This is a genomic window from Methylobacterium sp. E-045, from assembly GCF_022829685.1.
Lineage (GTDB): Bacteria > Pseudomonadota > Alphaproteobacteria > Rhizobiales > Beijerinckiaceae > Methylobacterium.
On record NZ_JAKSYE010000086.1, the window covers coordinates 262,070 to 285,771 of the forward strand.

The window sequence follows — 23,702 nt, forward strand, 5'->3', positions numbered from 1 at the left end:
GAGGGTCGGGGGTTTGTCGCACGCGACCCCGGACTCCCTGACGTCGATCGTGCCGCACGGCTTCTCATGAACTTCAAGCTACGCCTCGGCCGAGTCACATGGCCTGCCCGGACCGGGATCATCCTCGGTATCCTCGCGCCGGTCGGCATGCTGATCACCACGGGGGTGATGCTGCTCGACCTGCGACGGGACGCCTGGGACAAGGCCGAGCAGACCTCGCGCAACCTGCTTCAGGTCATCGAACGCGACATCGCCCGCAATTTCGAGATCATCGACCTCTCGATTCAAGGCGCCGTCGACGGCCTGAACGCCAAGGGCATACGCGACGTCAGCCCCGACCTGCGGCAGCTCATCCTCTTCGACCGCGCTGCCGGCGCCCGGGACATGGGGGTGATGCTCGTCCTCGACGAGAACGGAGACACGGTCATCGATGCCGCGTCGGTGACGCCGCGCAAGCTCAACAATTCCGACCGCGATTACTTCAAGGCGCACAAGGCCCGGGCCGACCTCGGCCTCTCCATCAGCCCTCCCGTCGTCTCGCGCCTGTTGGGCAAGCCGGTGCTCGTCCTGAGCCGCCGCATCAACAAGCCGGACGGATCCTTCGGCGGCATCGTGCTGGGCTCGCTGAGCCTGTCGTATTTCCATGGGCTGTTCGCCCGCATCGGTCTCGGCCGGCACGGTGCGATCAACCTGTATCGTACCGATGGCATGCGGATCGTCCGCCATCCTTATCTGGAGAGCGACATCGGCAGCTCCATCGCCGGGACGCCGACCTTCGAGCGGTTCCGGCGGGAGGGACGCGGCAGTTTCGTGGGGACATCGCCCCGCGACGGCAGCGAGCGGCACTTCGCCTTCGCCCGCATCGGCGACTTCCCGTTCATCCTCAACGTCACCCTGTCGGCTCACGAGATCGAGGCGGAGTGGCGCTGGAAGGCCTTCGTCATCAGTCTCATCGTGGTGCTGCTGTGCGGCCTGACCATCGGCCTCTCCCTCCTGTTCTGGCGGGAACTGCAGCGCCGCTCCGCGATCCAGGCGGAACTGGAGCGGCTGTCTCTGACCGACGTGCTGACCGGATTGCCCAACCGTCGCGCGTTCGAGGAGATGCTCGCCCGGTTCTGGACCAGCGCCCGCCGTCAGGGAACGCCGCTCTCTCTCCTCGTCGTCGATGCGGACCACTTCAAGCGTTACAACGACCGTCATGGTCATGCGGTCGGAGACAGGGTGCTCCAGGGTATCGGGGGCCGCCTGTCCGCCAGCCTGCATCGTCCCGGGGACGTCGTCTGCCGCGTCGGAGGTGAAGAGTTCGTCCTGCTGCTGCCCCATGCCGATGGAGCCGCCGCCCTCGGCGTGGCCGAGCGCGTGCATGCGCACATGGCGACCCTGTCGGTCCCGACGGCGGGGATCGAGGCGGGCGCGATCACCGTGAGCGTCGGCGTGGCCAGCGCCGTGCCCGAAGCGGGCGGCTCCATGAATCCGCCCGACATGAATCCGCCCGACATGAACCCGTCGGACATGGACCCGTTCGACCTCTACCGGCGGGCCGATGCCGCGCTCTACGAAGCCAAGGCCGCCGGCCGGAACCGGACCTGCTGCGCCGCTCCGGAGGTGGCGCCGCATCGGCGGGCGGCGCCACACGGCGTCGAGGGCTGACCCGGCTCCGCAGGGAGGGCCGGTGGCGGAGCGAGAACGCCGGTCGGGGGAAGCCGAAACCATTTGCGTGGTTCTCCGGCATCGTCCTATCTGGGCGACCCTCCCATCATGCCTTCCGGGACCGATGCCCCCGACCGCGACGACGGCCTTCCTGATCCTCGACGTGGCGGGCACCGCCTGCGCCCTGGCCCGGACCTGTGTGAGCGAGGTGCTGCCGCTTCCCCGCCTGCACCGGCGATCCGCCACGGCGGGCATGCTCGCGGGGTTCCTCAACCTCGGCGGTGCCGCGGTTCCGGTGATCGATCTCGCGCGGCTCCTCGGGCTGAGCGAGGCGGCGGCCGATCCCGATGACGTGGATCGCCATCTCGTCCTCGACGCGGCGCGGTCCACCGCCTTCCTGGTCGACCGCGCCGAGGCCCTCGTCGTCGTTCCCGATTCCGAGATCCAACCGGCGGACGAGACGCGCAGCCTCAACGGCTGCGTGGTCGCCGGGTTCGAGCGGGGGCGCGGCCACGTCGACGTGCTGAGCCTGGCCCGCCTTCTCACGCAAGAGGAGCGTGTCCGCCTCGATGCCCTCACCCGCGCGGCGGCCGAGCGGCTGTCCGGGCTCGACGCGGCGACGGCCCCATGAATGGCCCCATGAACGGCCCCATGAGCGGATCGGCCGTCCGATGACGCGTCCGGCCAAGGCTGGTCCCGAACGCGATCCGACCTTCGCCGCCCTCAAGGCGAAGGTGATCGCCCGGACCGGGCACCATTATTACGTCGACAAGGACGACCTGCTCTTCGACCGCCTGCGCAAGCGCTTCAAGGCGTGCCGGCTCGCCGATTCCGCCGCCTATCTCGCCCATCTCGACGCCGAGGCCACCGGCCCTGCGGAATGGGCCGCCCTCGAGGCCGAGATCACCATCGGCGAGACCTTCTTCTTCCGCTACGCCGAGCAGTTCGCGGCCCTGCGCGGGACGATCCTACCCGGCCTGATCGCGGCGCGCGCGGAGACGAAGACCCTGCGGGTCTGGAGCGCCGGATGCTCCACGGGGGCGGAGCCCTATTCCATCGCGATCCTGCTCCACGAACTCCTCGGCGACGACCTGCCCCGCTGGCGGATCGCCATCACCGGCACCGACATCAGCCACGAGGCCCTGGCGACGGCCCGCGCAGCGGTGTTCGGGCGCTGGGCCCTGCGCACCCTGCCGCCCGAGGAACATGCGCGCTACTTCGTCCTCGGCCCCTCGGTGCCGGGGATCGCCCGCGAGGGCAGTTTCACCCTGCGGCCGGAATTCCGGCGGATGGTGCGGTTCGAGCGCCAGAACCTGATGAGCCTGATCGACGGTTCCGCTCCGCCCCCCGCCGCCGGGTTCGACCTCATCCTCTGCCGCAATGTGCTGATCTACTTCCAGGCCGAGGCGGTGCTCGGCATCGTGCGCGGGCTCGGCCATCGCCTCGTTCCGGACGGCTGGCTCCTGATCGGCCATGCCGAACCGAACCCGGCCTTCGCGGCCACCCTGGAGCCGGTGAACCTCCCCGGTACGGTGGCCTACCGCCTGCCGACGACCGCGCTCCCCGTCGAGCCGCCGCCGGTGCCCGAGACCGTGGCGACCGCCGTCGGCATGTCCGTTCCCGAAGCTCCGGCGCCCGAGGACGACCCGCTTCCCGTCTTCGCCCCGATCCCGGCCCCGATCCCGGCTCCGATCCCGGTCCCCATCGCGGACGCGCCCGCCCCTGCGATCGAACGGGCCGAGCCCGAGGATGTCGAGGCGGTGCTGGCATCGATCCGGGCGCTCGCCGATTCCGGGCAGATCGCGGAAGGATGGCGCAGGGTTCAGGCCGCCCTCCTGGCCACGCCCGCCGATGCGCGGCTGCACTATTACGACGGTCTTCTCGCCTACGACCTCGGCCGCGAGGCGGAGGCGGAGCGGGCCCTGCGCGGGGCGCTCTATCTCGACCGCACCTTCGTGATGGCGTATTACCAGCTCGGTCTGCTGCTCGGTGCCCTCGGACGCGAGGCCGAGGCCCGTCGGGCGTTCGACAACGCCGTCCGTTTCGGCCGCGACCAGCCGCCCGACACCCTCCTCCGCGAAGGCGACGGGCTGAGCGCCGGACGACTGGTCGAGAGCGTGGACGCCGCCCGCCTGCGCATGAGGAGCTCCGCATCGTGATCGCACCGGCCGCAGGGGACAGTTCCGACGATCCGCGTATCCGGAGGCTGCTGGACGAGCGTACGTCCGCCCTCGCCAGCCGCGGCCTCGACATCGCCCACCATGCGGTGACCCGCCCGTTCCTGATCTGCGCCGCCGGGGACGACCGCTACGCCCTGCCCCTGGACTCCGTCGTCCAGGTGGTGCCGGCGCGGACCTACACGCCCGTTCCGGGGGCGCCCCCGGAGCTCCTCGGCCTCATCGCCCTCTCCGGCCGCGTCGTCAGCGTGCTCAGCCTCGCGGGCGCCCTCTCGCGTCCGGTCCCCTCGCGGGCGGAGTCCTCGCGGGCCGACTCCTCGACGGCGACGGGCCACATCCTCGTCCTGCGCGGCGGCATCGCCCCCGTCGCCCTCGCCGTCGACCGGGTTCTCGCCGTCGCGGACGTGGACGGCGCGCTCACGGCCGAGCCGGCCTCCCTGGGCGGTTTTGGTGCGGATGCGGTTTCGGGCTATGCACCGGCTCCCGGCCCGGAGGCCGCCCACCAGGGCGGAGAGGCCGGCTTCGTCGTCATCGATCTGCCGCGTCTCCTGCGGCGATACCTGCCTCAAGGCTGACGGTCAGGCTCCCCCCGAGCCTTGCCCGTCGAGCGGTTTCGGAGCGTCGCCCAGCGTGTCGATCTCGATCGGAAAACGGATCCTCATCGGCTTCGTCGCCATCACCCTGGTGATGGTGGGGCTCGGCGTCTATGCGCTCGGCCAGATCGGAGCCGTCCGCGACAACACCGCGATGATCGTCGCGCGCGACCTCACTATCGCGCGCAAGCTCGACGACCTCGGCAACAAGTCGCGCGACCTCGGCAGCCTTCGCCGCAACGGCGTCATCGCGGCGCTGATGCGCAACCGCCCCGACGGCGAGATCGCCGCGATCGTCGATATGTGGCGCCGCGTGGCCTCCGAGTCGGAAGCGATCCTGGTCGATACCGTCCGCACCGCCGACGGCTATGCCGCCACGGCTCCCTCTCCCGAGCGCGCGGGGATCTGGAAGCGGCTCGGCGAGGCCGCCAGCGCCGCCGCCGGGGATCTCCGGAAGCTGCGTACCGCCAGCGAGGTGCAGCTCGCCGCCATCTCGGCCAAGGACGTCGAGGGGGTGGAAGCCCGCAACGACGATCTCAACCGCATCCAGGACGAGTTCCTGCGCGATCTCGAGCGCACCCGCGACCTTCTCGACCAGGGGATCGATGCCGGCCAGCGCCGCTCCATCGACATCTACGAGCGAAGCTTCGTCGCCATCGGCCTCATCCTCGTGCTCTGCGTCGTCCTGAGCATCGTCGTCACGGGCCTCATCCGCCGGGGCGTGGTGAGGCCCCTCGAAGAAGTCATGGCCTTCGCCGAGCATGTCGGGTCGGGCGACCTGACGCGGACGCTCGCGCGCACCGGCTCCGACGAGATCGGCCGCCTGGCCTCGACCCTGAACGCCATGGTCTCCGGCCTCGCCGACCTCGCCCGCACCAACCGGGCGGCCACCTCCGACCTCAACGCCGCCGCCGCCGAGATCCGCGCCTCCGCCCAGGAGCAGGCCGCCAGCGTCGAGGAGCAGTTCGCCGCCGTGCAGGAGACCGCCGCCACGGTCGACGAGATCACCCATTCCGGCGCCCAGATCGGCAAGCGGGCGAGCGAGGTGATCGCCACCGCCCAGTCCACCGCGCAGATCTCGCGGGCCGGCCTGCGGGCGGTTGCGGATACGGCCAAGGCCATGGATTCCATCCGCGAGCAGGCCGAGGCGGTGGCCGGCAACATCGTTTCGCTCAGCGAGAAGACCCAGGCGATCGGCGAGATCATCACCACCGTCAACGACATCTCGGAGCGGACCCACCTGCTGGCGCTCAATGCGGCGATCGAGGCGGCGGCCGCCGGCGAGAGCGGCCGGAGCTTCGCCGTCGTCGCCTCCGAGATGAAGTTGCTCGCCGACCAGGCCAAGGCGGCCACCGCTCAGGTGCGCACCATCCTCTCGGAGATCCAGCGGGGCATCAACACCTCGGTCATGCTCACCGAGGAGGCGGTCAAGCGCACCATGACCGGCAAGGCCCGGTCGGACACGACCCAGCGGACCATCGAGGAGATCACCGCCAAGGTCGAGGAGAGCGTCCAGACCTTCCAGCAGATCGTCGCCTCCACCAACCAGCAGCAGCTCGGCATCGAGCAGGTGATGGGCGCCCTCCAGAACATCCGGCAGGCCAGCCAGCAGACCGCCGCCGGGACCCGCGAGGTCGAGGCGGCCTCCGCCAATCTCACCGAACTCGCGCAGGCGCTCCTGACCCTCGCCGACCGGTACCGGCACTGACGGGAGAGACCGGGCGCAGCCGACCGATGGACATCCGCCAGCAGCTCCTCGCGGCCTTCGAGGTCGAGCATCGCGAGCACATCGATGCGATCCGCGCCGCCCTGGCCGGTGCGGCCCGGGACGTCCCTCCCGACTGGAACGACGTGTTCCGCCGGGCGCACAGCCTGAAGGGCGCCTCGCGGGCGGTGGACCTGCCCAGGGTCGAGGCCGTGGCGCATCGGCTCGAGACCCTGTTCGAGCGGATCGTCGCCGGCGACGCCGCCCTCGACCGCGACGCGACGGGGGCCGTCCACCTCGCCCTGGACCGGATCGAGGCCTATGTCGCCGCCCTCAAGGGCGAAGCGGATCCGGCCATGCCGGCCGACGCGCTCGCGTCCCTCGACCGCTGCCTCGCCGGCCCGTCCCCGGCTCCCGCCGAACCGCCGCCGGTCCGGTCGGATTCCCCGGCGGCCGGCATCCCGGCGATCGCACCGCAGCAGAAGCCCGCCGAACCCTCCGCCGATGCGGGAGCGCTCCTGCGCGTGCCCGCCGACGCGGTGGAGGCGATGACACGGGCCTCGCATGAATTGACCAGCGCGCTCGGCGCGGAATCCGTGGTGGCGGAGGGACTGGCGAAGCTCCAGCGCGACGCCGCCGCCCTCGGTCGACGGGCCGAGACCCTTCGTGGTGTCGAGACCCTTCGCGGTGTCGAGGCCCTTGGCGGGGCGGAGGCCCGTAGCGGCAAGGGCCGATCCGAGCCGGGGGCGGATGCGTCCGGCCTCGACGCCATCCGGACGGAGCTGCGCGCCTTCGAGACGGCCCTCCTCGCCCTTGCCCGCGACGCCGCGATCCTCGCCCGGACCCGCACCGGAGCGATCGCCGCGGCGGAAGCCGCTTCCACCCGGATCGGACGCGAGGCCGAGCGCCTGGCCCTCGTGCCGGCGGAGACCGTGTTCGGCGCGTTTCCACGGGCGCTCCGCGACATGGCGCGCGAGGCCGGCCGGGAGGTCGACGTCGTGACGCGTGGTTTCGACCTCCCCGTCGACCGCGCCATGCTTCAAGCGCTGAAGGACCCGGTCCTCCACGCCCTGCGCAACGCCTTGAGCCATGGCGCCGAGCCGCCCGAGCAGCGGGAGCGCCGGGGCAAGCCGCCCGCGCTCTCGATCACCCTCGACGTCGCCGTGCGCGGCGGTCGCCTCGTCATCGGCATCCATGACGACGGAGCCGGGCCGGACCTGCGCGCCATCGAGGCGACGGCGCGGGCGCGCGGCCTGATCGGCGGCGCCGATGGCGATCCCGATTCCTTCCTCGCCCTGGTGTTCGAACCCGGCTTCTCCACCGCCTCCGCCGTCGACACCCTGTCCGGGCGGGGCATCGGCCTGTCCGTCGTCGCCGACACGGTCCGGCGTCTCGGCGGCAGCGTCCGCCTCGAACCGCGGGTCCCGGCGGGGACGTCGCTGATCATGCATCTGCCGTTGTCGGCGGCGCGGCGGACCCTTCTCCTGGTGGATGTCGGCGCCTCGATCTTCGCCCTGCCGAGCGCCAGCGTGGAGCGCCTCCTGCGCCTCGACCGATCGAGCCTCTCCTCGGCCATGGGCCGGACGATGGTGCGTCTGCCGAGGGAGGGCGGCGAGGATCTGTCCCTGCCCCTGGTGGACCTGGCGAGCCTCGTCGGGGTGGCGGGCGAGGACAACCGTCCGGGCGAGGGCCGCCCGATGACGGCGGTGCTGATGCGCGCGGGCGGCCGGTCCTGGGCGGTGCGGATCGATGCCCTGCGCGATGTCCGCAACCTTCTCGTCCTGCCGGCGCCGCCCATCGGTGCGGACCCGCGTCTGATCTCGGGCACCGTCGTCCTGGGCGGCGATACGCCGGTCCTCGTCCTCGATCCCGATGGCCTCGCCGGGCGGGCGGGCGAGGTGAACCGTGCCGCGCCGGAGCCTGTCGGCGAACCCACCGGAACAGCCGCGCCCCGGCGACGTTCGACGATCCTGGTGGTCGACGATTCCATTACCACGCGAACCTTGGAGAAGGGCATTCTGGAATCGGCGGGCTACCGCGTCGTCGTCTGCGTCGACGGGCAGGACGCCCTCGACCGCCTGCGCGCCGGCATCGAGACGGTGGATCTGGTGGTGGCCGATGTGGAGATGCCGCGCCTCGACGGGTTCGGGCTGCTGAAGGCCCTGCGGGCGGACGAGGCCTTCTCCCGCCTTCCCCTGATCCTGATGACTTCGCGGGGGGATGCCGACGATGTCGCACGGGGGCTCGCTCTCGGCGCCGACGCCTATCTGACGAAACAGACGTTCGACCAGCGCCAGCTTCTCGACACGATCGGGCAATTATTGTGAGTGACGCCGAACAGACACCGATCGAGGTTCCGCCGGCGACGAGGCGGGGGGCTCCCGTGCGCGTGATGCTGGTGGAGGATTCCCTCGTGGTCCGCGAGCTCCTGCGCCATATCGTGGGCCGCGACCCGCGCCTCGAAGTGGTGGCCGCCGTCGCGTCCGGCGAGGAGGCCCTGGCGGTGCTTCCCAATGCCCGCCCCGATGTCATCTCGATGGATATCCGTCTCCCCGGCATCGATGGTCTGGAGACGACCCGCCGGATCATGGCCGAGCAGCCGACGCCCATCGTCGTCATCGCCGATTCGGTGGAGGATTCCTCCCTGCGCATCTCCATGAACGCCCTGCGCGCCGGTGCGCTCTCCGTGGTGGAAAAACCGGTGGCGACGACCCATGCCGGCTACGACGCCGTCTCCGCCGAGATCTGCACGCAGTTGCGGATCATGGCCGAGGTGCCGGTCATCCGCCGTCGGCCGATCGGTGCGGAATGGGCCGGGCGCCGGTCGGCGCCGCTGACGTCGTCGGACCTCGCCGCGCCGCCGGCGGCGTCGGAGGCCGCCAGCGTCCTGGCGATCGCCGCCTCCACCGGCGGCCCGCCGGCCCTCGCCCGCGTCATCGGCGGGCTGCCCGACGGGTTCCCGCTTCCCGTTCTCGTGGTCCAGCACATGGGGCCCGCCTTCATGGAGGGCTTCGCCTCCTGGCTGAACGGCGTCGTGTCCCTGCCGGTGAGGCTCGCGGCCGATGGCGAGCGGGCCGAGCCCGGACATGTCTACGTGGCGCCCGGCGACCGCCATCTCGAATGGGCGCCCGGGGGATACCTCCGTATCTCGGATGCGGCGCCCGTGGGGGGGCAGCGCCCGGCCGCCACCGCCCTGTTCTCCTCCGTGGCCCGCCATGCCGGCGCGCGCGGCATCGGCGTCCTTCTCACCGGCATGGGCGAGGATGGCGCCACCGGCCTCCTCGCCATGCGCCAGGCCGGGGCCCAGACCGTGGCCGAGCACGAGACCACCGCCGTCGTGTACGGCATGCCGGCCGCAGCGATCCGGCTCTCGGGAGCCTCCGCGATCCTCCCCCTCGACCAGGTCGCCCCCCATCTCGTCCGCCTCGCCCTGCCCGGCCTCGTGGCGAAGGACCCCTTCGCATGAGCGGTCCCGGCAGTCCCGACGGCACCCTCCCCCGGCCCCGGATCCTGCTCGTCGAGGATTCGGAAACGCAGGCGCTGGAACTGCGCCTTCTTCTGGAGAGCCACGGATTCTCGGTGGAGCGCTGTCCCACGGCGGAGATGGCCCTCGATCATCTCAACACCCGCCTCCCCGATCTCGTCGTGGCCGACCACCACCTGCCGGGCATGAACGGCGACGAGTTCACCCGCCAGCTCCGCCTGTCGCTCCGTACCCGCGCCCTGCCCCTGCTGATGCTCACCGGCGCCCGCGACGGCGAACGCCAGGGGCTGGAGAGCGGCGCCGACGCCTATGTGGCGAAATCCGCCGACCGGGACATCCTGATCCTGCGCATCCGCGCCCTCCTGCGCGAGCGCCACGGCGGCAGCGCCCCCGGCGACGGGCCGGGCGTGTCGGCCTTCCGGCGCGGCCGCGTGCTCGTGGTCGACGGCAGTGCCACCTATCGCACCTTCCTCGCCGGCCTTCTCGCCCATGAGGGCCACGAGGTCCGGACCGCCGCCACCCACGATGCCGCCCTCGCCGCCCTCAACGAGGCCGATGCCGCGTTCGATTGCGTCACCATCGACCTCCTCGGCCCCGCCTATGACGGCCTCGCCCTGTGCAGGGCCATCGACCGGCGCCGGGCGGCGGGGATCGAGGCGCGGGAGGCCGGCGCGCCGACCTTCCACCTCGTCGGCATCGCCGGCAGCGCCTTGGCCAAGGACTTCCTGGTGGAAGCCTATGCCGCGGGTGCCGACGACGTGGTCTCGAAGGCCGACGGCGAAGTCCTCGTCATCCGTGTCCGGGGCCTCGTCCGGCGCAAGCTCCTGGAGGAGGACGACCGCCGCATCGCCGGCGAGTTCGGTGCCCGTGAGCGCGCCCTCGAACGCGCGCGCGCCGAGGCGGAGGCGGCCGAGGCGCGTGCCGCCCTGGCCGGCGCCCTCGAACAGGCGAACCAGGACCTCGCCACCGCCAACCGCAAGCTCACGGATGCCCAGGCCAAGCTGGTCCAGGCCGCCAAGATGGCGTCCCTCGGCGAGCTCGTGGCCGGCATCGCCCACGAGATCAACAATCCCCTCGCCTTCATCCTCGCGCATCAGGGCACGGTCGAGCGCCTGCTCGGCGAGATCGCGGACTCCGAGGCGGAATTCGCGTCGCACCGGGCGCTGGCCAAGTGCCGCGACCGCGTCGGCTCCATGCGCATGGGCCTCACGCGCATCCAGGATCTCGTCCTCAACCTGCGCAAGTTCTCGCGGCTCGACGAAGGCGAGCGCACCCTCGTCAACGTCCCCGAATCGATCGAGACGGTGCTCGCCCTGATCCAGCACAAGCTCGGGACGCGCATCGCCGTCGAACGCGACTTCTCGGGCCGGCCCGAAATCCACTGCACGCCCGCCCTCCTCAATCAGGTCGTCATGAACATTCTCGGCAATGCCGCCGATGCCATGCCGGAATCCGGCACCATCACCATCGTCACGCAGAGACTGCCCGACACCGACGTGATCCGGATCAGCGATACCGGTCCCGGCATTCCCGAAACCCTGCGGGAGCGGATCTTCGAGCCGTTCTTCACAACGAAGCCCGTGGGCGCGGGCACGGGCCTTGGGCTCGCGATTGCATACAGCGTGGTACAGGCGCATAGCGGCTCGCTCAGCGTGGAGACGGCCGAAGGAGGGGGAGCCTGTTTCGTGATCGGCATTCCGCGGCAGGCAGCGTAGACATGGTCAAAGGCACGATCCTCGCCGTCGATGACGAGCCGGACATCCTGATCGCCCTCGAAGACCTGTTCGAGGACGATTACACGGTCGTCACCACGACGAAGCCGTCCGAGGCCCTCGAGATCCTCAGGGCGAGCCCGGACATCGCCGTGATTCTCTCCGATCAGCGCATGCCCGGCATGACCGGCGACGTCATGCTGGCCGAGGCACGGGCGTTCCACGACGCCCAGACGATCCTGCTCACCGGCTATGCCGATATGAGCGCCGTCATCGCCGCGCTCAACCGGGGTGGCATTACCGGCTACGTCACGAAGCCGTGGGATCCGGTCCTGCTGCGCTCCACCGTCAGCCAGGCCTTCGAGCGCCACAGCCTCGCCCGCGAACTCGCCACCGAGCGCGCCCTGCTGCTCGGGCTCCTCGACAATGCGGAAGACGCCATCGCGTTCAAGGACAAGGAGGGGCGCTTCGTCCGCCTCAACGCACGCAAGGCCGGTCGACTCGGCCACACCGTCGCCGAGTGCCTCGGGCGCACCCGGGAGGAGATCGAAGGCACGCCGGGGGGCGAGAGCGCCGCGCGCGAAGCCGACCGGGCCGCCATCGCGAGCGGAAGCATCTCCGAGACGGTCTCCGCCGAGGGACCGTTGGGGGCGGAGCGCTGGAGCCATGTCACCCGCGTGCCGATTCGTGGCGCCGCCGGAGCCATCACCCACCTCGCCACCATCGAGCGGGACGTCACCGAACAGAAGAACCTCGAAGCGCGGCTGCGCCAGTCGGACAAGATGCAGGCGCTGGGCACCCTCGCCGGTGGCATCGCGCACGACTTCAACAACCTTCTCACCGCGATCCTGGGCAGCCTCGAACTCGTCGGCCCCAAGATCGTCGATCAGCCGCGGGTCCAGCGCCTGGTCACCAACGCGACGCAGGCCGCCCAACGCGGTGCCTCACTGACGAAGCGCCTCCTGAGCTTCAGCCGGGCGCGTGACCTGCGCCCCCGGTCGGTGGACGTGAATGCCCTCGTCGCCGGGATGGACGTGCTGCTGGGCGGGAGCCTCGGCGGGCTCGTGACGGTGACCACCGATCTCGACGCCGCCCATCCGGCCGCCCGGGTCGATCCCGACCAGCTGGAACTCGCCATCCTCAACCTCTGCATCAACGCGCGCGACGCCATGCCGGACGGGGGATCGATCGCCATCGCCACGGGCGCGGTGACGGTGACCGACGATCCCGACCTGGATGCGGGCGAGTACGTCACCGTGACGATCACCGATTCGGGCATGGGCATCCCGCCGGAGATCCTGGCGCGGGTCTGCGAACCGTTCTTCACCACCAAGTCGGTCGGCCAGGGCACCGGCCTCGGCCTCGCCATGGTGTTCGGCCTCACCCAGCAGTCGCAGGGCAAGCTGCGCATCACGAGCGAAATCGAGAAGGGCACGAGGGTCGAACTGTTTCTCCCGCGCGCGGACCTCGCCGAGGAGCGCCCGCCCCTCGCCACCGTGACGGCGCCACGCGCTCTGAGCCCGGCGCGTATCCTCGTGGTGGACGACGATGCCGAGGTCCGCCACGTCACCGCCTCCTTCCTCAACACCTTCGGCTACACCGAGACCGAAGCGGCCGACGGCGCCGCGGCGGTGGCCCTGCTGGAGCGCTCCTCCTTCGACCTCATCGTGGCGGACCTCGCCATGCCGGGAATGACGGGCGTCGAACTCGCGGAGATCGTGCGCCGGCGCTGGTCGACGGTCCCGATCCTGATCGTGACCGGTCATGCCGAGGCGATCCCGATCCCCGAGGACCTGCCGGTCCTGCGAAAGCCCTTCGACTCGGCCGATCTCGCCGCCCTGGTGTCGGGGATGCTCGTCGCCGCTGAATGAGTTCCTGCGTGGCCTCTCGGTCCGCTCCCGGTGGGGGACAGGGCCGATGGGCCGGCCGGAGCGGTCAAGAAAAAAGGCGGCCTCTCGGCCGCCTTTTCGTCGTCAGATGGGGGAGCTGAGGCTTACGCCGCGTCGGAGACCTGCGACGGACCCGAATCCAGGCCACGGGCATCCACGTCACGATCGACGAACTCGATCACCGCGAGGGGAGCGTTGTCGCCGTAGCGGAAGCCGGCCTTCATGATGCGGCAGTAGCCGCCCGGACGGGCGTTGTAGCGCGGGCCGAGGACGGCGAAGAGCTTGCGGACCATGGCCTCGTCGCGGATCTGCGACATGGCGAGCCGGCGGGCATGCAGGCTGTCGGTCTTGCCCAGCGTGATCAGCTTCTCGATGACCGGACGCAGGTCCTTGGCCTTCGGCAGCGTGGTGATGATCTGCTCGTGCTTGATCAGCGCGGCGGACATGTTGGCGAACATCGCCTTGCGGTGTTCGGTGGTGCGGTTGAAGCGACGACCGCGAAATCCATGACGCATCTGGCTGTTCCTTGCTTGACTGGCCGCCGTGCCACGGTACGGCCGAGCGCCCCAAGATCGGGGCTGTTCATTCCGCATGACCCCGCGGCGGGATTCTTCGGGAGTTCGCGTCGCGCGAACCCCCGTCGTGTGGACCAAACCGGCGGCGCAGAGTTGCGCCGCCAAGTCATGCCCGAGGCAGCGAGCCTCAGTAGTGCTCTTCGAAGCGCTTGGCGAGATCTTCGATGTTCTCAGGCGGCCAGCCGGGGATGTCCATGCCGAGGTGGAGGCCCATCGCGGCCAGGACTTCCTTGATCTCGTTGAGCGACTTGCGGCCGAAGTTCGGGGTGCGCAGCATCTCGCCCTCCGACTTCTGGATGAGGTCGCCGATATAGACGATGTTGTCGTTCTTCAGGCAGTTCGCCGAACGGACCGACAGTTCGAGCTCGTCGACCTTCTTGAGCAGCGCCGGGTTGAAGGGAAGCTGCGGCGCGAGCGGCTGCGCCTCCTCCTTGCGGGGCTCCTCGAAGTTCACGAACACCTGGAGCTGGTCCTGGAGGATGCGCGCGGCATAGGCCAGAGCGTCCTCCGGCGACACGGCGCCGTTGGTCTCGATCGTCATCGTCAGCTTGTCCTTGTCGAGATCCTGGCCCTCGCGGGTGGTCTCGATGCGGTAGGACACCTTGGTGACGGGCGAGAACAGGGCGTCCACCGGGATCAGGCCGATGGGCGCGTCTTCGGGACGGTTGCGCTCGGCCGGGACGTAGCCCTTGCCGGTGGCGACGGTGAATTCCATCCGGATCTCGGCGCCGTCGTCCAGGGTGCAGATGACGAGTTCGGGATTGAGGATCTGGATGTCCCCGACGGCGGCGATATCGCCGGCCGTGACGGTGCCCGGACCGGTCTTGCGCAGGGTGAGGCGCTTGGGCGCTTCGGTCTGCGACCGGATCGCGATGGTCTTGATGTTGAGGACGATGTCGGTGACGTCCTCGCGCACGCCGGGGATCGACGAGAATTCGTGCAGCACGCCATCGATCTGGACCGAGGTCACGGCCGCGCCCTGGAGCGACGACAGGAGAACCCGGCGCAGGGAGTTGCCGAGGGTGGTGCCGAAGCCGCGCTCGAGGGGCTCGGCGACGACGGTGGCGACCCGCTTGGGGTCGTGCCCGGTCGAAACCTGGAGCTTGTTCGGCTTGATGAGCTCTTGCCAGTTCTTCTGTATGACCACGGTCCTACCTCTCGCACTTCCGACACGAGCCACTGCAGTGGTCGGTCCTTGAGCCCTTCCCGTGCATCGCCTTGCACGGCTCGGTCTCGAAAATCATGTACCCGCGACGCAGCGGGCGGTTAGTGGGCCGCGACCCAGAGTTCCGGGACGAAGCTGTAGGCCCCGCCCTCTCGCGCCACGTAGCCGAGCGCCGGGAATTCCAGATGCCCGCCGGTGACGAAGGTCCTCTCGCTCGAGACCTCGTCCAGCATCCGCTTGCGCACCGCCCTGGCCCGTTCCGGATCGACGTCGAAGACTATCGTGGCCTCCGGACGCTTGAACTGGATCGCCGGCAGATGGACGATGTCCGCCCACATCAGGAGGGACGCCGAGCCCGAGACGATGCGAAAGCCGGTATGACCCGGCGTATGCCCCGGCAGGGGAACCGCCGTGATGCCCGGAAGGACCTCGCCGTCGGTCATCGTCCGCACGCGACCGGCATAGGGGGCCACCGCCTTCTGCGCGTTCTCGAAATACGGCCGGGCTCCCTCGGGAGCCCGTGAGATCGCATCGTCAGCCAGCCAATGAGCGCTCTCGCCCCGATGCAGGACGAGTTCCGCGTTGGGATAGGCTGCCGAACCGTCCCGGTGGATCAGGCCCCCGGCATGATCGGGATGGAGATGCGTGAGCAGCACCGTCTCGATGTCGTCGGGGCTGACACCCGTCGCGGCGAGGGCCGCCGGGACCCGACCGAGCGTGTCGCCGCCGAAATGGCCCATGCCCGAATCGATGAGGATGGGTTTCCGGCCGGGCGCCTCGATCAGGTAGGCGTTGAGCGTGATCCGAGGAGCCTGCGCACGAAAGCCGGCCGCCTGAAGCGAACCGGCCTCGTCCGACCCGATCCCGGTGACGAGATCGAGGGAGCCTTGAAGGTAACCGTCATTCAGAACGGTGACGGTGAGATCGCCAAGGCTCCAGCGTAGAACGCCGGGGAGCGCCTTCACGGCATCGGGCACACGTTTCTCCGCTTTCACACCAGAGGGCCGACCGACGAAACGGACTCAGACGCGACGACGCTTGCGCGGACGGCAGCCGTTATGCGGGATCGACGTCACGTCACGGATGGAGGTGACGGTGAAACCGGCGGCTTGCAGCGCGCGGAGCGCCGATTCACGACCCGAACCCGGACCGGACACCTCGACCTCGAGGGTCCGCATGCCGTGCTCGGAGGCCTTGCGGGCCGCGTCCTCGGCGGCGACCTGGGCGGCATAAGGGGTCGACTTGCGCGAGCCCTTGAAGCCCATGGCGCCGGCGGACGACCAGGAGATCGTGTTGCCCTGCGCGTCGGTGATGGTGATCATCGTGTTGTTGAACGAGGCGTTCACGTGGGCGACGCCCGACACGATGTTCTTGCGTTCGCGGCGGCGAATGCGGGTTGCTTCCTTGGCCATTGTCTCTCGTCTCGTCCTTCAGGCGCGCCCGTCATTCCAGGCGCTCGGGATTCTCTTGCGGTGTGGCGGCGCGGCTTGGGATGACCGTGCCGCCAGACGGGCTGCCGATAGCGGGCCACCCGGCGCGACAGAAGGGAGGCAGAGCGAAGCACTGCCTCCCAATTTCAAGAAATTACTTCTTCTTGCCGGCGATCGGCTTCGACTTGCCCTTGCGGGTGCGCGCATTGGTATGCGTGCGCTGACCGCGGACGGGCAGGTTGCGGCGATGACGCAGCCCACGGTAGCAGCCGAGGTCCATCAGACGCTTGATGTTCATCGACACTTCGCGGCGCAGATCGCCCTCGACGATGTAGTCGCGGTCGATCGTCTCGCGGATCGACAGCACCTCGGCGTCGGTCAGCTGGTTCACGCGGCGCTCGGCGGGGATGCCGACCTTGCCGGTGATCTCTTCGGCCTTCTTCGCGCCGATGCCGTGAATGTACTGGAGCGCGATGACGACGCGCTTGTTGGTCGGGATGTTGACGCCTGCGATACGGGCCAAGGTCTCACTCCATTGGGCGCTCGGACGCTGCGGTCCGGCCCTGCTGTGTCACGCGCGTCCGGTGGAGGCCGGCCCCTGCGCGCCGCCCATAACGACAAATCGGCCCGCAGCGCCTCTTGAACCAAGGCACTCCAGACCCATCACGCATGGACGAATAACGGCCTGCTAGCGCGGGCCGACGATATTGTCAACGTCCACCGAGCCGATGATTTCAGGAGGCGGTGGTGCTGGCCAGAGGCTCGAGGAGAGCCATCACGTCGTTCGTCACCTCGTCCACCGGCTTCATGCCGTCGACGGTGCGAAGCATGCCGAGGCTCGCATAATAGGCCGACAGAGGCGCCGTCTGCGCGCGGAAGGCGGCGAGGCGGGTCTTGAACACTTCGGGCGTATCGTCCTTGCGGACGGGTTCCCCGCGTGCGGCGGTCTCGGCCGCGCGCTTGGCGATGCGCCCGACCAGGATCTCCTCGTTCACGGCGAACTCGATGACGGTGTCGAGCGACAGGTTCTTCTCGGCCAGCATCCTGTCGAGAGCGGCGGCCTGGTCCACCGTGCGGGGGAACCCGTCGAGGATGAAGCCGGGGCGGGCATCCGGTTCCTCGATCCGGTCGGCGACGATCCCGACCACGACGGAATCGGGCACGAGCCCGCCGCTCTCCATGATCAATTTCGCTTCGAGGCCGACGGGCGTTCCCGCAGCCACGGCCGCGCGCAGCATGTCACCCGTGGAGAGCTGCGGAATGCCGAAACGCTCGACGATCCGGGCCGACTGGGTTCCCTTACCGGCTCCAGGTGGTCCGAGCAGAATGATCCGCATAGCGTCGTTGTCCTCGTCCGGTAGCCGCTTCGGGCGTTATGGTTCTGGCGTTCAGGGCGCAGGGAGGCGATGCCGGCCGGCACCGCCCTGGTCGATCGGCTTCGTCACGGGTGCCTCACCGGCGCCGGGTGGCGCCGCGCAGCTTCGCCTTCTTGACGAGGCCCTCATACTGGTGGGCCATCAGATGTCCATGGACCTGGGCCACCGTATCCATCGTCACGGAGACGACGATGAGGAGGGAGGTGCCGCCGAATCCGAGGCTCGCCGATGCGTAGGAGGCCAGGATCTCCGGCACAAGGCAGACGAAAGTCAAATACAGGGCGCCGATGAGGGTGATGCGCGTCAGCACCTTGTCGATGAATGCGGCGGTGCGCTCGCCCGGACGGATGCCCGGAATGAAGCCGCCCTGCTTCTTCAGGTTGTCCGCCGTCTCCTGCGGATTGAAGACCACCGCCGTGTAGAAGAACGCGAAGAAGATGATCAGCGCAGCGTAGAGGACCATGTAGAGCGGACGGCCATGGCCGAGATAGGTCGTGATCGTCGCCAGCACGCCGGTGCCGCCGTTATTGGCGGAAAAGCTCGCCACGGTGGCGGGCAGCAGAAGCAGCGACGAGGCGAAGATCGGCGGAATCACGCCGGCGGTGTTCAGCTTCAGCGGCAGGAACGAGGTCTGGCCCTCGTACATCCGGTTGCCAACCTGGCGCTTGGGGTAGTTGATGAGGAGCCGGCGCTGAGCCCGCTCCATGAACACGATGAAGTAGACGAGGACGATGGCCGCGAGGCCGACGCCCAGGATGACGGCGGCCGACAGCGCACCGGTCCGGCTCAGTTCCAGCGCGCCGACGATGGCGGTGGGCAGATGGGCGACGATGCCGGCGAAGATGATGAGGGAGGAGCCGTTGCCGATGCCGCGCGACGTGATCTGCTCGCCGATCCACATCAGGAACAGGGTTCCGCCGGTCAGCGTGATCACCGTGGACAGGATGAAGAACGGACCCGGATCGATCGCGGCACTCGAACTCTGGAGGCCGAAGGCGATGCCCCAGCTCTGCACCAGCGCCAGCACCACGGTGAGATAGCGGGTGTACTGGTTGATGACCTTGCGGCCGGATTCACCCTCCTTCTTCAGCGTCTCGAGGCTCGGGATCACCGAGGTGAGGAGCTGAATGATGATGGAGGCCGAGATGTACGGCATGATGTTGAGGGCGAAGATCGCCATGCGCTCGACGGCACCGCCGGAGAACATGTTGAACAGCCCGAGGACGCCGCCCGCCTGCTGCTGGAAGTTCCGCGCGAACTGCTCGGGGTCGATGCCGGGAATCGGGATGTAGGTGCCGAGGCGGAACACCACGAGCGCACCCAGCGTGAACCAGATGCGCTTCTTGAGCTCGTCGGCCTTGGCGATGGCCCCGAAATTGAGGTTCGCGGCAAGCTGCTCGGCGGCTGAGGCCATGGCACCCGTTCCTGAATCGATCCAGATGGGGGGTTGAAGCACCCCCGAACAAACTGAAACGGCGGCCACGCGCAGGTCGCACGGGCCGCCGCTCAGAGCTTCGACTTAAAGTCTGCCCCGACGCTACGCAACAGCGGCGTCGGAAGACTTATTCCGCGGAGGGCTTGCCGCGGGTGGAGATGCCGGCACCGTAAGCGACGTTGACCGTGCCGCCGATCTTCTCGACAGCCTCGACCGCCGACTTCGACGCGCGGGTGACCTCGAAGGAGAGCTTCGCGGTCAGTTCGCCGACGCCGAGGAGCTTCACGCCGTCACGGGGACGCGCGATGATTCCGGCGGTGACGAGGGACTCCACCGTGACGACCGCCGAAGCGTCGAGACGGCCGGCATCGACAGCCTGCTGGACGCGGCCGAGATTCACCTCGTTCAGGTCCGTGGAGTACAGGTTGTTGAAGCCGCGCTTGGGCAGGCGACGGTGAAGCGGCATCTGGCCGCCCTCGAAGCCCTTGATCGAGACGCCGGTGCGGGCCTTCTGACCCTTGACGCCGCGACCTGCGGTCTTGCCCTTGCCGGAGCCGATGCCCCGGCCGACGCGCATCCGGTTCTTGGTTGCGCCATCGTTGTCGTGGATTTCGTTCAGTTTCATGATGCCCTCCCTCAGGCCGCGTCGTCGAGGACGCGCACGAGGTGGTGCACCTTGCGGATCATTCCGCGCACGGAGGGAGTATCCTCCAGCGTGGCCACCCGGTGCAGCTTGTTGAGCTTAAGGCCGATCAGCGTCGCGCGCTGGTCGCCCTCGCGGCGGATCGGCGAGCCGATCTGCTCGACGCGGAGAGTCTTCGTTGCCATTGCACCCTCCCCTTAAGCGACTGCGGCTTCGGACAGGTCGGACGGATCGGCATCGCGACGGCGAGCCTGAAGCGTCGAGACCTTGAGACCCCGGCGGGCCGCGACGGCGCGCGGGCTGTCCTCGTTCTTCAGCGCCTCGAAGGTGGCGCGGACGAGGTTGTAGGGGTTCGACGAGCCCAGCGACTTGGCTACGACGTCCTGCATGCCCAGCGTCTCGAAGACGGCGCGCATCGGGCCGCCGGCGATGATGCCGGTCCCCTGCGGGGCGGCGCGCAGGATGACCTTGCCCGCACCGTGGCGTCCGTAGACGTCGTGGTGGAGGGTACGGCCCTCGCGCAGGGCGACACGGACGAGACCGCGCTTGGCAGCTTCCGTGGCCTTGCGGATGGCTTCCGGCACTTCGCGTGCCTTGCCGTGGCCGAATCCAACACGACCCTTCTGGTCGCCGACGACGACGAGGGCCGCGAAACCGAAGCGACGGCCGCCCTTCACCACCTTGGCGACACGGTTGATGTGGACGAGCTTGTCCACGAATTCGCTGTCGCGCTCCTCGCGCTCATCGCGGCGGCCGCGGCCACCGCCTTCCCGTTCACGTGCCATGTTTCAATCCTGTCTCACTGACGCGGGCGGCGGAGCCCGCTCGCTTGATAGCTTGTCCGAGGGACGGCCTGTGCCGTCCCTCCCCGCCTGGTCTTAGAACTCGAGGCCACCCTCGCGGGCGGCGTCGGCGAGCGCCTTGACGCGCCCGTGATAGATGTAGCCCGATCGGTCGAAGATCACCTTGGTGACTCCGGCTGCCTTGGCGCGCTCGGCGACGAGCTTGCCGACGGCCGCGGCCGCCGCCGTATCGGCGCCGGTCTTCAGGCCCGAGCGAAGATCCTTGTCGAGGGTCGAAGCGGCGGCGAGGGTCTTGCCCTCGGCGTCGTCGATGACCTGGACGTAGATCTGCTTGGAGGAACGGAACACCGAAAGCCGGGGCCGTCCATTCGCCGCCGCCCGCAGCGCGCGGCGCACACGCGCCTTGCGGCGGTCGAGTGCATCGATTTTGCGTGACATGATGGCCGGCCCTTACTTCTTCTTGCCTTCCTTGCGGAAGATGAACTCACCCGCGTACCGCACGCCCTTGCCCTTGTAGGGCTCGGGACCGCGATAGTCGCGAATCTCGGCTGCCACCTGTCCCACCACCTGCCGGTCGATGCCGGAGATGACGATCTCGGTGGGCTTGGGCACCGCGATCGTAATCCCGACCGGGATCGCGTACTCGATGTCGTGGCTGTAGCCGAGGGAGAGCTTGAGGGCCTTGCCGGCCATGGCGGCACGATAGCCGACGCCGGTGATCTCGAGCTTCTTCTCGAACCCCTTGGAGACGCCCTCGACGAGGTTCGCCACCTGGGCCCGGGAGGTGCCCCACAGCGAGCGGGCCTCCTTGGTCTGGTTCTTGGGCAGCACCGAGACGGCACCGTCCTCGAACTTCACGTCCACCACACTGGGGACGACGTATTTGAGCTCACCCTTGGAGCCCTTCATCGTTACCGTCTGACCGGTCACCGTGGCCGTCACACCGGACGGGACGGGAACGGGCTTCTTGCCTACGCGAGACATTGCCTTTCCTCCAAGTCCGAGATCAGAACACCTTGCAGAGCACTTCGCCGCCGACGTTGCGCTCACGCGCCTCGTGGTCGGCCATGACGCCCTGCGGGGTGGACACGATGGTGACGCCGAGGCCGTCGGCGACGCGGGGAAGTTCGGTCACGGCCGAATAGACGCGGCGGCCGGGCTTCGAGACGCGCTGGATCGAGCGGATGACGGGCTGGCCGTCATAGTACTTGAGCTCGATCGAGAACTCGGTGCGGCCGTTGCCGAAATCGGTCGTGGCGTAATCGCGGATGTAGCCCTCGGCCTTGAGGACGTCGAGAACGCTCGCACGCAGACGCGAGCCGGGCGTCTGAACGACGTTGCGGCGGCGCATCTGGCCGTTGCGGATGCGGGTGAGCATATCACCCACGGGATCGTTGACCATGGTGTCTGCTCCTTACCAGCTGGACTTGACCAGACCGGGGATGAGACCCCGATTGCCAAGTTCCCGAAGCGCCACGCGCGAGATGCCCATCTTGCGGTAGAAAGCGCGGGGACGTCCCGTGATGCCGCAACGGTTGCGGACCCGGGTCGCCGACGAGTTACGGGGCAGTTCCGCGAGCTTGAGGCGCGCTTCGAAGCGCTCCTCCATCTCGAGGCCTTCGTTGTTGGCGGTCGCAAGGAGGGCCTTACGCTTGGCGGCGAACCGCTTCACCAGTTCCTTGCGGTGGTTGTTCTTCTCGACTGAGCTTTTCTTTGCCATGTCTCTCTCCAGTGTCCGCGTCTAAGCGCTTTTCAGCCCTTACTGCCGGAACGGGAATCGGAATTGCGAGAGGAGCGCGCGCGCCTCGGCATCGGTGCGAGCCGACGTCTGGATCACGATGTCCATGCCCCAGGTGGCATCGGCCTTGTCGTAGGAGATCTCGGGGAACACGAGGTGCTCCTTGAGGCCCAACGCGTAGTTGCCGTTGCCGTCGAACGAACGGGGGTTCAGGCCGCGGAAGTCACGAACGCGCGGGAGCGCGATCGTGATCAGGCGGTCCATGAACTCGTACATCCGGTGCTTACGCAGGGTGACCTTGCAGCCGATCGGCATGCCTTCGCGGACCTTGAAGGTCGCGATGGCCTTACGGGCCTTGGTGATGACCGGCTTCTGGCCGGCGATCAGGGCAAGGTCGCCGGCGGCGACGGAGGCCTTCTTGGAATCGGCGGTGGACTCGCCGACGCCCATGTTGATCACGATCTTCTCGATGACCGGAACCTGCATGGGGTTCTTGTAGCCGAACTCTTCGATCAGCTTCTGGCGAACGACCTCATCGTAGTGCTTGCGCAGACGAGGGGTGTACGCGTCGTTGTTCTTCTCAGCCATCGATCAGATCCCCCGAGCGCTTGGCGAACCGGACCTTGCGGCCGTCGTCGAGAATGCGGAAACCAACGCGCGTCGGTTGACCGTCCTTGGGGTCGGCAATCGCGATGTTGGACAGATGAATGGCGGCTTCCTTGGAGATGATGCCGCCTTCCTGGTTCTGCGTCTGCTTCTGGTGCTTCTTGACCAGATTGACCCCGCGCACGAGCGCACGGTCTTCCTTCGGCATCACCTGGATGACCTCGCCGGAGCGACCCTTGTCGCGTCCGGTGAGAATGACGACCTTGTCGCCCTTCTTGACCTTGGCAGCCATCACAGCACCTCCGGAGCGAGCGAGATGATCTTCATGTGGTTCCGGGCGCGCAACTCGCGCGGCACGGGTCCGAAGATACGGGTGCCGATCGGCTCTTTCTGATTGTTGATCAGGACAGCGGCGTTCTTGTCGAACCGGATCACGGATCCGTCGGCGCGCTTCACTTCCTTGGCGGTGCGAACGACGACGGCTTTCATGACGTCGCCCTTCTTCACGCGGCCGCGGGGAATGGCCTCCTTCACCGAGACGACGATGATGTCGCCGACTCCGGCATACTTGCGCTTCGACCCGCCGAGAACCTTGATGCACATCACGCGACGCGCACCAGAATTGTCGGCGACGTCCAGATTCGTCTGCATCTGGATCACGAGAGTGACCTTTCCTTGTTTCAGACGGGTTTCCGCACACGGACGGTATTGTCCGGCGGAC

26 protein-coding genes are annotated in these 23,702 nt (G+C 68.7%); 9 read left to right on the plus strand and 17 right to left on the minus strand.

Annotation, left to right across the window (positions count from 1 at the left end):
- The first annotated feature begins 66 nt into the window (after nt 1-66).
- From MKK51_RS16780 to MKK51_RS16820, 9 genes are all read left to right on the plus strand, one after another.
- Entirely contained in the window at nt 67-1,650 is a 1,584-nt protein-coding gene (locus MKK51_RS16780) for a sensor domain-containing diguanylate cyclase (protein ID WP_243978981.1), read from the plus strand.
- 124 nt (nt 1,651-1,774) lie between these two features.
- Entirely contained in the window at nt 1,775-2,281 is a 507-nt protein-coding gene (locus tag MKK51_RS16785; RefSeq protein ID WP_243978982.1) for a chemotaxis protein CheW, read from the plus strand.
- A gap of 40 nt (nt 2,282-2,321) precedes the next feature.
- Nucleotides 2,322-3,809, plus strand: a complete 1,488-nt coding sequence (locus tag MKK51_RS16790; RefSeq protein ID WP_243978983.1) for a CheR family methyltransferase — start codon at nt 2,322-2,324, stop codon at nt 3,807-3,809.
- Nucleotides 3,806-4,402: a chemotaxis protein CheW gene (locus MKK51_RS16795; RefSeq protein ID WP_243978984.1), complete on the plus strand. Its 597-nt coding sequence runs from the start codon at nt 3,806-3,808 to the stop codon at nt 4,400-4,402. The genes MKK51_RS16790 and MKK51_RS16795 overlap by 4 nt, the downstream gene beginning before the upstream one ends.
- A gap of 55 nt (nt 4,403-4,457) precedes the next feature.
- On the plus strand, nt 4,458-6,128 hold the full coding sequence (locus tag MKK51_RS16800) for a methyl-accepting chemotaxis protein (RefSeq protein WP_243978985.1): 1,671 nt from the start codon (nt 4,458-4,460) through the stop codon (nt 6,126-6,128).
- Nucleotides 6,129-6,154: 26 nt separating this feature from the next.
- Entirely contained in the window at nt 6,155-8,452 is a 2,298-nt protein-coding gene (locus tag MKK51_RS16805; protein WP_243978986.1) for a response regulator, read from the plus strand.
- Between the two features lie 65 nt (nt 8,453-8,517).
- On the plus strand, nt 8,518-9,591 hold the full coding sequence (cheB, locus tag MKK51_RS16810; protein ID WP_243979001.1) for a chemotaxis-specific protein-glutamate methyltransferase CheB: 1,074 nt from the start codon (nt 8,518-8,520) through the stop codon (nt 9,589-9,591).
- The gene (locus MKK51_RS16815) at nt 9,588-11,324 is read left to right on the plus strand and encodes a response regulator (protein WP_243978987.1); all 1,737 of its coding nucleotides are present in this window, start codon (nt 9,588-9,590) and stop codon (nt 11,322-11,324) included. The genes cheB and MKK51_RS16815 overlap by 4 nt, the downstream gene beginning before the upstream one ends.
- A gap of 2 nt (nt 11,325-11,326) precedes the next feature.
- Nucleotides 11,327-13,192 carry a response regulator gene (locus tag MKK51_RS16820; protein WP_243978988.1) on the plus strand — a complete coding sequence of 622 codons (1,866 nt, stop codon included), beginning with the start codon at nt 11,327-11,329 and terminating at the stop codon, nt 13,190-13,192.
- A gap of 122 nt (nt 13,193-13,314) precedes the next feature.
- Here the strand turns inward: MKK51_RS16820 and rplQ are convergent, their stop codons facing one another.
- The 17 genes from rplQ to rplN form a co-directional block, all read right to left on the minus strand.
- A complete protein-coding gene (gene rplQ, locus MKK51_RS16825; protein WP_243978989.1) occupies nt 13,315-13,725 on the minus strand; it encodes a 50S ribosomal protein L17 in 411 nt (136 codons plus the stop codon).
- 187 nt (nt 13,726-13,912) lie between these two features.
- The gene (locus MKK51_RS16830) at nt 13,913-14,932 is read right to left on the minus strand and encodes a DNA-directed RNA polymerase subunit alpha (protein WP_018044204.1); all 1,020 of its coding nucleotides are present in this window, start codon (nt 14,930-14,932) and stop codon (nt 13,913-13,915) included.
- Nucleotides 14,933-15,051: 119 nt separating this feature from the next.
- Complete coding sequence (locus tag MKK51_RS16835) at nt 15,052-15,927, minus strand: MBL fold metallo-hydrolase (protein ID WP_243978990.1); 876 nt, start codon at nt 15,925-15,927, stop codon at nt 15,052-15,054.
- Between the two features lie 45 nt (nt 15,928-15,972).
- Entirely contained in the window at nt 15,973-16,362 is a 390-nt protein-coding gene (gene rpsK / locus MKK51_RS16840; protein ID WP_018044206.1) for a 30S ribosomal protein S11, read from the minus strand.
- Between the two features lie 172 nt (nt 16,363-16,534).
- Nucleotides 16,535-16,903, minus strand: coding sequence for a 30S ribosomal protein S13 (gene rpsM, locus MKK51_RS16845; RefSeq protein ID WP_018044207.1), 369 nt, complete (start codon nt 16,901-16,903; stop codon nt 16,535-16,537).
- 211 nt (nt 16,904-17,114) lie between these two features.
- Entirely contained in the window at nt 17,115-17,717 is a 603-nt protein-coding gene (locus tag MKK51_RS16850) for an adenylate kinase (RefSeq protein ID WP_243978991.1), read from the minus strand.
- A gap of 115 nt (nt 17,718-17,832) precedes the next feature.
- Nucleotides 17,833-19,170: a preprotein translocase subunit SecY gene (gene secY, locus MKK51_RS16855; RefSeq protein WP_056251141.1), complete on the minus strand. Its 1,338-nt coding sequence runs from the start codon at nt 19,168-19,170 to the stop codon at nt 17,833-17,835.
- A 148-nt stretch (nt 19,171-19,318) separates the two neighbouring features.
- Complete coding sequence (gene rplO, locus MKK51_RS16860) at nt 19,319-19,816, minus strand: 50S ribosomal protein L15 (protein ID WP_027172977.1); 498 nt, start codon at nt 19,814-19,816, stop codon at nt 19,319-19,321.
- Between the two features lie 11 nt (nt 19,817-19,827).
- The gene (rpmD, locus tag MKK51_RS16865) at nt 19,828-20,019 is read right to left on the minus strand and encodes a 50S ribosomal protein L30 (protein ID WP_018044211.1); all 192 of its coding nucleotides are present in this window, start codon (nt 20,017-20,019) and stop codon (nt 19,828-19,830) included.
- A 12-nt stretch (nt 20,020-20,031) separates the two neighbouring features.
- The gene (gene rpsE / locus MKK51_RS16870) at nt 20,032-20,619 is read right to left on the minus strand and encodes a 30S ribosomal protein S5 (RefSeq protein ID WP_018044212.1); all 588 of its coding nucleotides are present in this window, start codon (nt 20,617-20,619) and stop codon (nt 20,032-20,034) included.
- Nucleotides 20,620-20,712: 93 nt separating this feature from the next.
- A complete protein-coding gene (gene rplR, locus MKK51_RS16875) occupies nt 20,713-21,075 on the minus strand; it encodes a 50S ribosomal protein L18 (RefSeq protein ID WP_018044213.1) in 363 nt (120 codons plus the stop codon).
- Nucleotides 21,076-21,087: 12 nt separating this feature from the next.
- Nucleotides 21,088-21,621 carry a 50S ribosomal protein L6 gene (gene rplF / locus MKK51_RS16880; protein ID WP_243978992.1) on the minus strand — a complete coding sequence of 178 codons (534 nt, stop codon included), beginning with the start codon at nt 21,619-21,621 and terminating at the stop codon, nt 21,088-21,090.
- A gap of 22 nt (nt 21,622-21,643) precedes the next feature.
- On the minus strand, nt 21,644-22,039 hold the full coding sequence (rpsH, locus tag MKK51_RS16885) for a 30S ribosomal protein S8 (RefSeq protein ID WP_018044215.1): 396 nt from the start codon (nt 22,037-22,039) through the stop codon (nt 21,644-21,646).
- Nucleotides 22,040-22,051: 12 nt separating this feature from the next.
- Nucleotides 22,052-22,357 carry a 30S ribosomal protein S14 gene (rpsN, locus tag MKK51_RS16890; protein WP_018044216.1) on the minus strand — a complete coding sequence of 102 codons (306 nt, stop codon included), beginning with the start codon at nt 22,355-22,357 and terminating at the stop codon, nt 22,052-22,054.
- A gap of 39 nt (nt 22,358-22,396) precedes the next feature.
- Nucleotides 22,397-22,963, minus strand: a complete 567-nt coding sequence (gene rplE, locus MKK51_RS16895) for a 50S ribosomal protein L5 (RefSeq protein ID WP_027172974.1) — start codon at nt 22,961-22,963, stop codon at nt 22,397-22,399.
- Nucleotides 22,956-23,273, minus strand: coding sequence for a 50S ribosomal protein L24 (gene rplX / locus MKK51_RS16900; protein ID WP_018044218.1), 318 nt, complete (start codon nt 23,271-23,273; stop codon nt 22,956-22,958). The genes rplE and rplX overlap by 8 nt, the downstream gene beginning before the upstream one ends.
- Complete coding sequence (rplN, locus tag MKK51_RS16905) at nt 23,273-23,641, minus strand: 50S ribosomal protein L14 (RefSeq protein WP_018044219.1); 369 nt, start codon at nt 23,639-23,641, stop codon at nt 23,273-23,275. The genes rplX and rplN overlap by 1 nt, the downstream gene beginning before the upstream one ends.
- Nucleotides 23,642-23,702: the final 61 nt, after the last annotated feature.